11 protein-coding genes are annotated in these 14,199 nt (G+C 64.1%); 4 read left to right on the plus strand and 7 right to left on the minus strand.

Annotated elements, in window-relative coordinates; genetic code table 11:
- The first annotated feature begins 3 nt into the window (after nt 1-3).
- Both thrS and AC5ZG5_RS26305 read left to right on the plus strand, forming a co-directional pair.
- Nucleotides 4-2,049, plus strand: a complete 2,046-nt coding sequence (thrS, locus tag AC5ZG5_RS26300) for a threonine--tRNA ligase (protein ID WP_456644667.1) — start codon at nt 4-6, stop codon at nt 2,047-2,049.
- 95 nt (nt 2,050-2,144) lie between these two features.
- Nucleotides 2,145-2,708, plus strand: a complete 564-nt coding sequence (locus tag AC5ZG5_RS26305) for a nitroreductase family protein (RefSeq protein ID WP_456644668.1) — start codon at nt 2,145-2,147, stop codon at nt 2,706-2,708.
- Nucleotides 2,709-2,835: 127 nt separating this feature from the next.
- Here AC5ZG5_RS26305 and AC5ZG5_RS26310 read toward each other — a convergent pair whose 3' ends face one another.
- The 3 genes from AC5ZG5_RS26310 to AC5ZG5_RS26320 form a co-directional block, all read right to left on the minus strand.
- Nucleotides 2,836-4,059, minus strand: a complete 1,224-nt coding sequence (locus AC5ZG5_RS26310; RefSeq protein WP_456644669.1) for a lipase family protein — start codon at nt 4,057-4,059, stop codon at nt 2,836-2,838.
- Between the two features lie 66 nt (nt 4,060-4,125).
- Nucleotides 4,126-6,594, minus strand: coding sequence for a putative bifunctional diguanylate cyclase/phosphodiesterase (locus tag AC5ZG5_RS26315; protein ID WP_456644670.1), 2,469 nt, complete (start codon nt 6,592-6,594; stop codon nt 4,126-4,128).
- A 289-nt stretch (nt 6,595-6,883) separates the two neighbouring features.
- Complete coding sequence (locus tag AC5ZG5_RS26320) at nt 6,884-7,948, minus strand: RgsD C-terminal domain-containing protein (RefSeq protein WP_456644671.1); 1,065 nt, start codon at nt 7,946-7,948, stop codon at nt 6,884-6,886.
- A 218-nt stretch (nt 7,949-8,166) separates the two neighbouring features.
- Between AC5ZG5_RS26320 and AC5ZG5_RS26325 the strand changes: the two genes are divergently transcribed.
- The gene (locus tag AC5ZG5_RS26325; RefSeq protein ID WP_456644672.1) at nt 8,167-9,219 is read left to right on the plus strand and encodes a patatin-like phospholipase family protein; all 1,053 of its coding nucleotides are present in this window, start codon (nt 8,167-8,169) and stop codon (nt 9,217-9,219) included.
- A gap of 127 nt (nt 9,220-9,346) precedes the next feature.
- Here AC5ZG5_RS26325 and AC5ZG5_RS26330 read toward each other — a convergent pair whose 3' ends face one another.
- Complete coding sequence (locus tag AC5ZG5_RS26330) at nt 9,347-9,775, minus strand: CBS domain-containing protein (RefSeq protein ID WP_456644673.1); 429 nt, start codon at nt 9,773-9,775, stop codon at nt 9,347-9,349.
- A 199-nt stretch (nt 9,776-9,974) separates the two neighbouring features.
- Nucleotides 9,975-10,772, minus strand: coding sequence for a rhomboid family intramembrane serine protease (locus AC5ZG5_RS26335; protein WP_456644674.1), 798 nt, complete (start codon nt 10,770-10,772; stop codon nt 9,975-9,977).
- A 270-nt stretch (nt 10,773-11,042) separates the two neighbouring features.
- On the opposite strand from AC5ZG5_RS26335, the gene AC5ZG5_RS26340 reads away from it, so the two are divergent.
- Nucleotides 11,043-11,972 (plus strand): class I SAM-dependent methyltransferase, encoded by a 930-nt coding sequence (locus tag AC5ZG5_RS26340; protein ID WP_456644675.1) that lies wholly within the window; start codon nt 11,043-11,045, stop codon nt 11,970-11,972.
- On the opposite strand, the gene AC5ZG5_RS26345 is transcribed toward AC5ZG5_RS26340, so the two are convergent.
- A complete protein-coding gene (locus tag AC5ZG5_RS26345; RefSeq protein ID WP_130229766.1) occupies nt 11,930-12,937 on the minus strand; it encodes an acyl-CoA desaturase in 1,008 nt (335 codons plus the stop codon). The genes AC5ZG5_RS26340 and AC5ZG5_RS26345 overlap by 43 nt on opposite strands.
- Nucleotides 12,938-13,990: 1,053 nt before the next feature.
- A partial coding sequence (locus tag AC5ZG5_RS26350) for a hypothetical protein (protein ID WP_496165471.1) occupies nt 13,991-14,199 on the minus strand: 209 nt, incomplete at its 5' end.

The raw sequence follows: 14,199 nt of genomic DNA on the forward strand, positions 1-14,199 counted from the left end.
GTCATGCCCGACGAGCACAAGTCCGAGTCCGGATTCCAGTACAGCCTCAGCAACCTGAAGCCCGCCCAGCCCGTGGAAAAAGTCACCCTCACCTTCCCTGACGGGGCGAAACGCGAATTCCCTAGGAACACCACCGGGCTCGATATCGCCCAGGGCATCTCGCCCTCGCTGGCCAAACGCACGGTGGCGATGGCGCTGGATGGCGTTCTGTATGACCTCAAGGATCCCATCACCGAGGATGCCAAGATCGAGCTGATCTCGCGTGACGACGCGCGCGCGCTGGAACTGATCCGGCATGATTGCGCCCACGTGCTGGCGGAAGCCGTGCAGTCGCTGTGGCCGGGCACGCAGGTCACGATCGGCCCCGTGATCGAGAACGGCTTCTACTACGACTTCTTCCGCAACGAGCCGTTCACCCCGGAAGATTTTGCCGCCATCGAAAAGAAGATGCGCGAGATCATCGCGCGCGACAAACCCTTCACCAAGGAAGTGTGGTCGCGCGAGAAGACCAAGGAGGTGTTCCGCGACAAGGGCGAGGCGTTCAAGGTCGAGCTGGTCGACGCCATTCCCGGCGACGAGCCGATCAAGATCTATTTCCAGGGAGACTGGTTCGATCTCTGCCGCGGTCCGCACATGACCTCCACGGGGAAGATCGGCAACGCCTTCAAATTGATGAAGGTCGCGGGCGCCTATTGGCGCGGCGATTCCAACAATCCGATGCTGACCCGCATCTACGGCACGGCCTTCGCGAAACAGGACGATCTCGACGCCTACCTCAAGCAGATCGAGGAAGCCGAGAAGCGCGACCATCGCAAGCTCGGCCGCGAGCTCGACCTGTTCCACTTCCAGGAGGAAGGCCCGGGCGTGGTGTTCTGGCACCCCAAGGGCTGGACCATCTTCCAGCAGTTGATCGCCTATATGCGCCGCCGCCTCGCCGGCGACTACCAGGAGGTCAACGCGCCGCAGATCCTCGACAAGGTGCTGTGGGAGACCTCGGGCCATTGGGACTGGTACCGCGAGAACATGTTCGCGGCGCAGTCCGCCGGCGACGAGGCCGAGGACAAGCGCTGGTTCGCGCTGAAGCCGATGAACTGTCCGGGGCATGTGCAGATCTTCAAGCATGGTCTGAAGAGCTATCGCGACCTCCCCTTGCGGCTTGCCGAATTTGGCGTGGTGCATCGCTACGAACCGTCAGGCGCGATGCACGGGTTGATGCGCGTGCGCGGCTTCACGCAGGATGATGCGCATGTGTTCTGCACCGAGGAGCAGCTCGCCGACGAGTGCCTGAAGATCAACGACCTGATCCTCTCGACCTATGGCGATTTCGGCTTCGAGGGCGAACTCACCGTCAAGCTCTCGACGAGGCCGGAAAAGCGCGTCGGCACCGACGCGATGTGGGACCATGCCGAACGCGTGATGGCGACCGTGCTGTCGGAGATCAAGGCCAAGGGCAGCAACCGCATCAAGACCGAGATCAATCCGGGCGAAGGCGCGTTCTACGGGCCGAAGTTCGAATATGTGCTGCGCGACGCCATCGGCCGCGACTGGCAGTGCGGCACGACCCAGGTCGACTTCAACCTGCCGGAGCGGTTCGGCGCGTTCTATATCGACCATGACGGCTCGAAGAAGGCGCCGGTGATGGTGCACCGCGCGATCTGCGGCTCGATGGAGCGCTTCATCGGCATCCTGATCGAGCACTATGCGGGCAATTTCCCGCTCTGGCTGGCGCCGGTGCAAGTGGTCGTCACCACCATCACCTCCGAAGCCGACGAATATGCCAAGCAGGTGGTGGCCGAAGCACGGCGCGCCGGCCTGCGGGTGGAGATCGACCTGCGCAACGAGAAGATCAACTACAAGGTCCGCGAGCATTCGCTGGCAAAGATCCCGGCGCTGCTCGTGGTCGGCAAGAAGGAAGCCGAGACCCATTCGGTCTCGGTGCGACGGTTCGGCAGCGAAGGCCAGACGGTGATGCCGACTGCGGACGCCCTCGCCGCACTGGTCGACGAGGCGACGGCGCCCGACATCAAGCGGGCGAAATCGCCGTCCTGATGCTTTAATCCGTCTAAACTCGCTTCCGGTCGCGGGCGTTCGCCCCTATCTCGTGGCAAGAATGTCCGCGACCCGCCAGTTTAAGGAAAGCAGCAGTGCCCGACGCCATAGAATTGTTGAAGACCCGCCGCTCGGTGAAGCCGCGCGAAATGACAGGCCCCGGCCCCTCGCCGACCGAGCTCGACACCATCTTGACGATCGGCGCGCGGGTGCCGGACCACGGTAAGCTCGCGCCCTGGCGCTTCATTGTGTTCGAAGGCGAGGCGCGCAACCGCGCCGGCGATGTCATCGCGAGCGTGTTCGCCAAGAAGAACCCGGGCGCGCCGACGGCCGATATCGAGGTTGAGAAGCGGCGGCTCACCGATGCGCCGCTGGTGATCGGCATCGTCAGCTTCACCAAGCCGCATCCGAAGGTGCCGCCGTGGGAGCAGGAACTCTCCGCCGGCGCCAGCGCGATGAACATCCTCACCGCGGCGACCGCGCTCGGCTACGGCGCGTGCTGGCTCACCGGCTGGTTCGTCTTCGACCGCGATGTGCTCGACGGTCTTGGCCTCAGGCCCGACGAGAAGCTCGCAGGGCTGATCCATATCGGCAAGCCGACCAAGCCGAACGAAGACCGCCCGCGGCCGGCGCTGTCGGATATCGTGACGCGGTTCTAGCGCCTGAAGTCGAATTGTATCCGCCATGGGCGCTGCCGCTCTTCACCTCTCCCTACGGGAGAGGTGAACCTGGGCCTCGGGCCGATTCAACCAAGTACCATCACGCTCCAGCGCTGCGCGCAGCGCGTCAGAACGAGTTGCGGGTGCAGCCCTTTGGCGGCGGCTCGCCTCCGAAACGCGCCGCGGTCCATGCCATGAGTGGCTCCTCGAGTTTTGAGCCCGGCTGCACCATGCCGTGGTCGAGCCCCACGAAGGTCCAATATTCGAGCCGTTGGCCGGCGGCGCAGCGCTCCTCGACATAGCCTGCGGTCGCCGCCGGCGGCACGACGTCATCCTCCGCTCCTTGCGCGATCACCACAGGCGCCGCGATCGGATGGTCGGCGCCATTCTGCGCAAGCCTTGCGGCAAGCGCCGGGTTGCTGCGTGTCGCCAACGCAGGCCCCTCGAACGTTGCGGTGAGCGCCGCCGCCCGCACCGGCTCCTCCTCCGGCAGGAACCCGCACAGGCCCGCAATCTCGCGCGCGGCCGCAAGCGCCTCCGGCCGAACCGCCTGCTCGAAGCTAATGTCTGGATAGAAGCGGCTATAGGACAGCGCGACATACGGCCCGAGCCGCTTGTCGACCCCCTGGTTCATCGCAAAAATGTCCAGCAGATTGGTGCCCGGCGCGATCGCGGCAACGCCCGCGATCTCGATCTCCGGCGCGTAGCGCGGACCGATAATGCCGGTCCACAACGCGGCGTGTCCGCCCTGCGAATACCCCCACACCACAGTGCGCGGATCGAGCGTCAGTTCGGGCATCTGCCGTGCGGCGCGCACCGAGTCAAGCGCGGCGCGCGCCTCGCCCTCGCCGATGAGATAGGGATGCGGGCCGCCCTTCTCGGCAAATGAGTAGTCGGTGGCGACGATCACCCAGCCTGCTCGCACGATCCGATCGAGCACCGGAATCCCCACGGCCGGGGCCGATAGCAGCGACGGCATGCATTTCTGCTGCATTCCGATCGTGCCGTGCTCCCAGGTGATCACGGGGCGCGGGCCCGCGGGCGGATCGATCGGCGCAAACACGGTCGCGACGGCGGTTGCACGCGTGGTGTCGTTTACCGTCGTCGTGTAGAGGATGCGCCAGCCCCGCATGCCGGCCGGCAGCCTGACGTCCCGGAGCGGCTCGCTGCGCAGCAGCGCGCCCGGCGCGTCAGGCACTTGCGCCGGCGGATCATAGAACGCATCGGGCGCCCGCACCGTGACTCCGGCAAACATCTCTTGAGCGGAGGCCTCGAGCGGCGTGCCGACAGCGCGCGCAAGCAGAAGCGGCAGCACGGCGAGCCGGATTACGCGAGCGATGGTCATGGTCATGGCCCGCGCCCAATATCGCCGCGAGCCGACAAATTTGCGGCGGAGACCGCCGCGCGACAAACGGCGTCAGGCCGCCTTCGATGCGCGCCCGGCAAAGCCTGCGAGCAGCGTTGCGATCTCGTCCGCCGGCCGCGCCGCGCTGAACAGGAAGCCCTGCACCTCGTTGCAGCCCTCGGCGCGCAGCCAGTCGAGCTGATCAACCGTCTCGACGCCCTCCGCGGTGGTGGTGATGTTCAGGCTGCGGCCGAGGCCGGAGATCGCGCGCACGATCGCCACGCAATCGGTACGGCGCGCCAGATCCTTGACGAAGGAGCGGTCGATCTTGATCTTGTCGAACGGAAAACTGCGCAGATAGCTCAGGCTGGAATAGCCGGTGCCGAAATCGTCCATGGAGATGCTGACGCCGAGCTCGCGGAGCTGGTGCAGGATCGCCAGATTAGCCTCGGTCTCGGCAAGGAACACGGACTCGGTGATCTCGAGCTCGAGCCGTCGCGGCGACAGGCCGGAATGCGCCAGTGCCGAGATCACCGCCTGCACCAGATTGCGGCTGCGGAACTGCACCGGCGACAGGTTGACCGCGACCTTGATCTCCTCGGGCCATTTCATCGCTTCCGAACAGGCTTCGCGCAGCACCCATTCGCCAAGCTGGACGATCAGGCCGATGTCTTCGGCGACCGGCACGAACTCGGCCGGCGAGATCATGCCCTTTTCCGGATGGCGCCAGCGCAATAGCGATTCGAACCCGCTGATCTTGTCGGCGGCGATGTCGACCAGCGGCTGGTAATGCAGCTCGAATTCACCGTTGGCGAAGGCGTGGCGCAGGTCGCGCTCGAGATCACGGCGCTTCTGCGCCTGGCGGTCCATCTCGTGCTCGAAGAAGCGATGCACACCGCCGCCGTCCGACTTGGCGCGATAGAGCGCCATGTCCGCATTGCGCATCAATTCCTCCGAGCTGGTGCCGTCGCCCGGCGACAGCGCGATGCCGACGCTCGCGCCGACCACCACTTCGATGCCGTCGATGTCGTAGCACACGCTCAGCGTCCCGATCAGGCGTTCGGCGAAATCGCTCGCCTCGTTCGGCGTGACATCGGAGAGCACGATCGCGAATTCATCGCCGCCGAGCCGCGCGGCCAGATTGTCGCCGGTGATATCGGCCGTGAGCCGCTCCGCGACCTGCTTCAGAAGCCGATCGCCCATCGCGTGGCCGAAGGAATCGTTGACGTTCTTGAACAGGTCGAGATCGACGCACAGCACCGCGACGCGCTTGCTCCCCGACTTGCTCCGCTGCAGCGCCTCGCGCAGGCGGTCCTGGAAGAAATCGCGGTTCGCCAGATTGGTCAGGCCGTCATGATGGGCCATGTAGGCAATGCGGGCCTCGGCCTTGCGCCGCTCGGTGATATCGACCAGGGCTACGAGGTAGCCGTCGCGGCCGTCGAACGAAACGCGGCGACCGAAGGTCAGCACATGGATCTCGCTGCCATCCGCCTTGATGTGCCGCCAGTCGCGGCTGGAATGGTAGACGTCGCCGATCTCCTGCAGCGCCTTGCTGTGGGAGGCCCATTCGTCCTCCGGCCAGATCTCGCGCAACTTCATGCTCAGGAATTTCTCGCGCGGATAGCCATAATGCTGGACCGCGGCGTCATTCACCCCAAGGAATTCCATGGTGGCGGCGTCGAACACCCACATCGGCATCGGGTTGTTCTCGAACAGCAGGCGGAACGAGACCTCGCGCCGCTTCAGCGCCGTGACATCGGACAAGGTCAGCGACAGCATGTCGCCGAACGCCGTGACGGCGAGCCGCAGGCAGCGGTCCTCGCTCTCGATCTCGAACTGGGTGCCGCTGGTCCTGCGGAGGGTCTCGCGCAGCCGCTCGGTCACATCGGAGGCGCCGAGCAGGTTTCCGCCCGCGCTGAGCCGCTGCCACAACAGCTCGTGCTGGGGCTGCTTCAAGAGCTTCGCCGCGCCCTGGTTGAGATGAATGATCTGGAAATCGAACGGCTCGCCGCGCGAATCGCGAATGGCTGCCAGCGATAGCACGCCTTCATCGGTCGCCGCGAAGATCGTGTCGAGCAGATTGTATTGCGCGCCGCGCTCGTTGACGTAGGCCCCGACCAGCGTGCCGCCCCAGCGCGAGGACGTCGGCAGTGCCAGCACGTCATAGGTGCGGACCAGGCCGTCGCGCACGCAATGCGCCGTGGCAAGATAGGGCCGGTCATTGAGGGCAGCGTTGGCGGCGGCTTCGCCGAGCGCGGTCGCGCAATCCGGCGGCAGCTCGTTCAGCGTCATGTCCCAGCGGTCGTCATTCAGCCATTGCTGGATGTAGCGGCCGGGTTGCGAAACGGCGAGCGCGCCGCCCCTTTCCTTGAGCAGGACGATGTGGTCGGCGAGCCGGCCGAGGCTGCCGAGCATCACGTCCTCATAGCGGGGCAACCTGTCGCCCGGACGCAATGCGGCTTGCCACTTGCGCTTGAGCACCGGGACGTCGCCGAACATTTCTGTGTTGAATTTTCCCGACGACTTCTTCGCCGCACTCATGACGCGCCCCGAACCACCAGATCATGGTCCGACGAAGATCGGATCACGACCTCACTTCACATTCGAGCATGATCACGGCGCAAACGCTCCGCGTTTGTCGCGAGGGAAAACCGGCTTCCCCTGTCCGATTTCATGCTCCAGTCCCCGCCCGCATCCAAAGCAGGCTCGCTTAAAGCAATGTAAAGATTGCGCGGGCGACGGGGCGTCGGCGCTATTATGACAGTTCAAAGTCAGATCTTGGTTAGTGCGCGTTAGAGACTATGACAGTCGCTGAAAATTTTACTCGTATCTAGCGCGCGATGACTTCCACCTCGCCGTCGACGCCGTTCACGACGTTGAAGGGCCGTTCGAACACCTTGCCCTCGTTCTTGGCAATGGCGCGGTACTCGCCTTCTGAGAGCACGACGCGGGGGAAGGCGCCGATCGATTCCTTGATGACGTCGCCGCCCGGCGTGATCACCGACCATGCGGTATTCGCCAGCGCCTCGCCGCCTTTTTCGCCGACGAGCTTCAGCGTGATGACGGCGGCGCGATGCATGACGGTCGCGTCGGTGAGCTTGCCGGCCTGGACGCGGATGTCGGAACGCACCACCGAATTGGCGTCGCCATAGTTGGAGACGATGTGATAGGTCCCCTCCGGCAACAGCGCGACGTCGCCGGCGGCGACATTGGGGACCAGGGCGCCGCGGTCCGCTCCGTCGAACTGGCTGCCCTTGTAGATCGCAAACGAAATCTGGTTCGGCGGAATCTTGCTGGAGCCGACCCGGCCTTCGATCCGCAGGCCGCCGGCCGGCAGGATGAAGGACTCGCGATCGGTCTCCGACTTCAGGCTCACGGCGCGCACGGCGCTGACCAGGCCGAGCGCCACATGGACCACGTAATTGCCCGGCGGCAACACGATGTTGGGGCTGGCGCCGCGGTCCTCTCGGATCAGCTTGAAGGTGCCGTTGTCATCCGGCTTGTCGGCAAAGACCCGCCATACCAGGCCATTGTTGATGACCGGCAGATCCTTGCCATAGCGGGCGGTCAGCGACAGCACCGCCTGGTTCGCAGTCTGCGTCCCCGGCGGCGGCCCGGCCGGCGGGGCCGCGGCGGTCGAGGGCTGCATGATCGTCGGCTGGGTCAATGGGGCCGGCAGGTTCGGCGCCGACCCCGAGCCGGATGGCGGCGCCAGGTTGATCGCAGGTCCAGCATCGGGGACCGCGGCCGGCGGCACCGGGGGCGGCCGCTCACCAAACCATTGCGCCGAACCGGCCGATGGAACCGCCAAAATCACGATTACGGCAAGCCAAATCACCGAGCGAAGCAGCACGCCCCGCCCGCATCGTCCGATGCGATCGCCCCAAACAGTCATGGAATGATGCTTTTCAACGAAAACGCGGCAAATTCAAGCCTCCGCAGTCCTGCGGGGTTGCTATTGTGGAACCCACGCTTCCACCCTGGCCTGGCGGTCGCGCTCAAGTCACAATCCCTCCCTACGCGCTATGCTCCTAGGGCATAAACCATGCATGCGAACGATTCTGGCGGCGCCTCGTCGCGGAGCCTAATCTCGCGCCGGCAGGAGAAGTCAGAGTGTTGGATAGCTGGATGGGCCGGAGCCAGAAGAGCGCCGATGGCTCCGAGAAGCTAGGCCTTGGCGCCCAGCGGCGGCCCGTGATCGGGCTGGCACTGGGCGGCGGCGCCGCACGCGGCTTTGCCCATATCGGCATCGTCAAGACGCTGATCGCGCACGGCATCATTCCGAATGTCGTGGTCGGCACATCGATCGGTGCCGTGGTCGGTGGCGCCTACGCGGCCGGCCATCTCGATACGCTGGAGGCCTGGGCGCGCAGCCTGCAGCCACGCAACATCTTCGGCTATCTCGATATCCGGCTGAACGGCTCAGGCCTGATCGGCGGCACCAAGCTTGCCGCCGAGCTCGAAGCCTCGATCGGCCAGACCCAGATCGAGGATCTGCTGGTGAAGTTTGCGAGCGTCGCGACCGAGGTGCGGACCGGCCATGAGATCTGGCTGACCCACGGCCGCGTCGTCGATGCGATGCGCGCCTCCTACGCGCTGCCCGGCATCTTCGCTCCGGTCCTGGTCGGCGACCGCTGGCTGGTCGACGGTGCGCTGGTCAATCCGGTGCCGGTCTCGGCGGCGCGGGCCTTTGGCGCGGAGATCGTGATCGCCGCCAATCTTTCCAGCGACGTCTTCAACCATTCCACGACGATCTATTCGCACGGCCAGCCGACCGAGGTCACCGTCGTGCCCGAAGTCGTTCCGGACCCGGTCCCGCCGAAGCGACGCTTTGGCAAGTTCTTCTCGGCCGAGCGCACCATGAAGCGCGAATTCTTCGGCAGCGGCACGCGGCCGGGTATCTCGACCGTGATGGTGGACGCCTTCAACATCATGCAGGACCGCATCACCCGCGCGCGGCTCGCCGGCGATCCGCCGGACCTCTTGATCTCGCCGCGGGTCGGCAAGATCGGATGGTTCGATTTCCATCGCGCGGATGAGCTGATCGCGCATGGCGTTCGCGCCGCCGAGCGTGCGATCGAGTCGATCCAAGAGGCGATCGACATCCTGGTGCCGCCGGCAGCGACTACGGCTACCGGCGCACCCCCCGACGAGACCAAGGAATAGAGCGTTTTCGAGCGAAGCATGCCCTCGGACTTGATCCGAGGGTGGACACCGGTTCGCGTGAAGAAACGCGTCAAGACAAAAACCTAGAGCTTCGGTCCTGATGCCATCAGAACCGAAGCTCTGGATTTCAGGCCGTCTTGATGTAGTCGCGCAGCGCTTCCTGCTCGGCTTCGTATTCCTGGACCCGGCGCTTGACGATGTCGCCGATCGAGATCAAGCCGACCACGCGGCCGTCCTCGAGCACGGGCAGATGGCGGAATTTGCCGAGCGTCATCATTTCCATGATGCCGGCAACGGTGTCGGACGGACGGCAACTGACCACCTTGCGCGTCATCACCACACTGACAGGCTCCTCGAGCACGCCGGCGCCGCGCTCGCCGAGCACGCGCACAATGTCGCGCTCCGACAAGATGCCTTCGATGCTGCCTTCCTTCATGACCAGCACGGCGCCGATCTTGCGCTCGCCGAGCGTCTTGATCGCATCGGTCAAGGTCACGTCCGGCGGGACGCTCGTGATCTGATGACCCTTGGAATCGAGAATGGAACGTACCGTCATTGGCGCCTCCTGAATCCCTGCCGCGCCTCGACCAGGAGGCGCGACATCGTTCGCGAGTCTTCAATCAACAGTTCCGCGCAGTTTTCGTTTCCGGCGCGGTGGGCAACAAGCGCGGCCATCATGCAGCGCAAGAGGCGGCAGCTTGCGTCACAACTTTCAATCAATGATGGATGAAATCGCCCTCAGCCGCAAGCGGCTATCAGACGCGGTCCGGTCCGTCAGGCGACAACGCATCTGCAGCATGACGGCGTTCCCGCGGCACCGGATCGAACAACGAGAACAGCACGAGCCCGGCCAGAAACCCGCCGATATGCGCCTGCCAGGCGACGCTGGCGCCGTCGGCTCCGATCGCGATCGAGCCGATCCCGAAGATGAGATTGACGCCGAACCAGACCGCGAGAAAGGCGAGCACGCGACCATCGCGCAGCGCGCGCGACAGCGACAGCGCCGGCACCTTTGCCGCCGCCTCCGCGTCGCCGCGGCTGAAGGAGAGGAAGCTGCCCTTCACGAAGGCAAAGCGGATCGCGGCCGCCATGGTGCCGGAGACGGACGCGGATGCGCCGATCATCGGCGCGATCGCATGCTCATGCGTCAGGAGATGCACGAGCGCACCGGCAGCCGCCGTGACCGCCATGAACAGATAGAAGCGCAGCGCGCCGAACCGCCGCGCCAGCGCGCTGCCGAACGGCAACAGCCAAAGCACGTTGAAAATGATATGGGTGAGGTTGGCGTGCAGCAGCGAATAAGTAACGAAGGTCCAGACCTTGGCGCCCTCGCCGCCGGGGAAGGTGATGTTGAGCAGCGTGGAATCGTACCGCTTCGGAATGAAGCCGAAGACGTCGATGGTCCAGTTTTCCCACTCCGGCGGCAGCAGCACGCGCAAGTGGATGACCGCGATCAGCGCGATGTAGGCGGTCAGCGCCGGAGGCAAGGTGAGGATCGGCTCGTGCGGACGATCCGGCGGCGCATCTTGCGGAGGTTCAAACTGCGATTCCAAGGGACTGATGACCTTAGCGCGGCGCGGATGGGCGATCATCCCAGATAGGCGGCTTTGGCCGCATTGTGCAAGTGCACAGGTAAGAAAGAATAAGAGCGGGCCCTGAGAATGCTAGCCTACCCCTGAAATCATTCCACGATTCTAGAAAAACCGGCGGCCTTGGCCCCGACCAGCGCTCATCCCGCACGTGATCGTCAAGGGTTGCGGTGGGGTATGAGCCGATCATAGTTTGGGGTACTCTCTCGAATACCTTGATTTCCTGGAGCTGTGATGGCCAGCACTCGCCTAACCGACACCATTCTCGAAACCCCCGCGGCGGTAATCCCCAATCTGGGCGCGTCGAAAGCCGAGATTCAGGCCCACTACGACCGCGAGCCGCGACTTTACGAGCGGTTTCTCGGGCCCAATCTTGCGTATTCGGCTGGCGTTTGGAACGAGCCCGGAAATCGCGACACGCTTGAGGCGGCGCAACTGCGCAAGCTCGATTGGCACATCGATATGTCTGGAGCGGACAGCGCGCAGCGTGTGCTTGACGTCGGGTTCGGCTGGGGCAGCCTCATCAAGCGGCTGATGGTGCGCAGGCCGGACATCGACTATGTCGGCCTGACGCTTGCCGACAACCAGGCCGAGTACGTACGAAGCTACGCCCCGCGGAACTTCGTGACCGAGATTTCGGCCTGGCAGGACTATCAGTCGAATCGCCCGTTTGACGCGATCGTGAGCCTCGAGGCGATGGAGCACTTCGCCGGCAAGGCGGCGGATCGTCAGCAGCGTATCGAGGCCTACAGTCTGTTCTTCGAGTTCTGCGCTCGCACGCTCAGGGTCGGTGGCCGGGCTTCGATCCAGGTCAACGGTTGGGGCAACATCGAGCTCGGCAGCGAGGCCCGCCACATCAGCCAAAGCGGAATCGATGGTTTCTGGCTCGAGGGCAACTTGCCTCACGCCAGTGAGATGCTGCTCGCCAGCGAACGCTGGTTTGACCTCGTGCATCTCGAAGGAAAGCCGCGCGATTACATCTACACGCTGCGAGCCTGGTTAAGGAATCTGCGGAGCCAGGAGGCCGATCTGGTTGCGCTCGTGGGGCGTGAGATGGTGAGCGATTACATGCACAATCTCAAGACGTGCCTGGATGCCTATCTCGCCGGCGCCGTGACGCTCTATCGCTTGGTGCTCGAGCGCAAGGGATCGGTCGTCGGCTGAGCGGCCCGCGCTGCAACGAGGTGCTGGGCAGGCACACGCACCTTTGTCGCCCAGCCCATGGCCTCGAAACCGCGCAGCGCCCAATAGCCGGGGTCGATCTCGCCCGGGAAGAGCGCGAAGCTTGCTGACCAGGGGAAGGCGTGATGGTTGTTATGCAGCCCCTCGCCGTTCATGGTGAGAGTGTTGACCAGCGCGCTGTTGCGGCTGTCCTCGCGTGTCTCAAAGCGCCGTCGGCCGAAACGATGCGCGATCGAGTTCACCGCCCAGGTGCAATTGAGCTGCCAGAGTGTGCGCAGCGGACCGCCCGCGAAGAAGCCGGCCCAGAATCCATCCATCGTCCCGTACCAGGCGAGACCGATGAAGCCGGGTATGATCCAACTGGCGGCGACCCACAGCCAATACCAACGATCAACCCAGCGAACGACCGGATCGCGGCGTAGATCGCGCACGTAGTCGACGTACACGCAGTAGGCGTCGGACATCACCCATCCAACATGGCCCTGGAAGAAGCCTCGGATGGCGCCGACAATCCCGGCTCCGCGCGGGCGCGGTGAATGCGGGTCGCCGGGCCGGTCGCTGTATCGATGATGCTTGCGATGGATCGAGACCCATCCCAGGATCTGGCCCTGCATGGTCATCGCACCAAGAATTCCAAGCGCCGCCGCGAGCGGCGCACGGGCGACAAAGGCGCGATGGCAGAACAAGCGATGGTAGCCGAGCGTAATGCCGAGGCCGGTGACGAAGGTCACGGACAGCAACAGCAAAGGCTCAAACCAGGTGATGCCGTGGACCGAGAACCACCATACGCCTGCGATGCTGCCCGTCGCCACCAGGACAAGACTGAGGATCGACAGGACCTGCAGCAGCTCGATGCGCAGAACGGGCCCCCTGGGCGTGCGGCCAATCACAATCGTGGGCGGCCACCGGCGCTCAGCGGCAGGATATATCTCCGATGTGTCCATCATTTGAGTGTTCGCATGAAGCGCGCTCGGTGTCACGCTGCTTTGTGTCGCGCTGTGCTCTCGACGACTTGTCGCAGGTTCCGGGTGCGCTACAGCTTCTTAGAATAACTTCAACTTGACGCTTGGCACTTCAAGCCACCGAATCGTTCAATTCCCCACCTTGGCTATCGAAGATGGCAGATTTCGTCCAACGGAACACCCGCCACGTTAGCGTGCCCACACCCAGCTCTCCACAATCTGCGGCTCGTAGATTGTCTAGATCGGCATCTGGCCGCACTGCACCGCGTCCTGTTGGTTCTCCAGAACAAACTCGACGGCCTTCGAGATGTCGCTCACAGCTCGTCTTCGTCTCGGAGGTTATAGATCCGCTTGGAACGGCGCTCCAATTCGTCGTACGAACAGACGTGTCGTGGCTGGGTCGTGTGGAGGCACTCACGTTCCCAACCGTGTGTGCGCCTGCCCCCTGAAGCGCCGCACCGACAACGGCGGCAGCACCCGCTACATCCGGAACGGGGCGAAGGTCATCTGGGCGTTCCCGAGATCGGTTCCCGCCAAGAAGGCGTTCTGGAAAACGGACCCAGGATCGAAGCCAGGAAGTCAAGGAAAAATCAAGCAGATAACGCCTGCTAAAGGCATTGAGGGCGAGCCCTGAGAAGGCTGCCAGATCGTTGATATTGCTGTGGAATTTGTGGCCAACGGCCACCGAAACCACCACCAAAACCCACCGAACAAAACGAGATTTGGCCAACAGAAAATGCCTGAAATTCACAAAGGTATTGCGTCGGCTGCCCCTTCGACATCGGCAATCCGGCGACCGAGATGGGGTTCAATCTGGGGTGCCTGCCCGGCGTCGGAGAGATCGCCGCCTTGTGCAACACCAACGGCACCGCATGGGCCTGCCACTCGGAGCCAGACAAGATCTGCTGCGGCCACGCCGCGCGCCGGAACATGCCGCTGCGACACATGGAGGGCGTTCATGCGGCTGCTAAACCCGCGCCGCAGATCACGGCGCGTATGAGGTCTGCTGTGCCCCCGATAGCAGCGCAATAGCAGACCTCAATAGAAGTCCGAGTTGGGCCATGGGACTAAACCGCTCGCGCGGTAGGCCGCTGCGGCAAACAGGGTGGCCAAGCCGATAGCGCCAAGGGGCGTCCTGTCTTGAGATTGAGGGGTTGCAACAACCTCACCCAAGACAGGAGCATCCCCATGACCGACGAGGCAATGAGCCCGTTGCGCCGGCGCATGATCGAAGACATGACGATCCG

The organism is Bradyrhizobium sp. Ses1 (genome assembly GCF_059512365.1).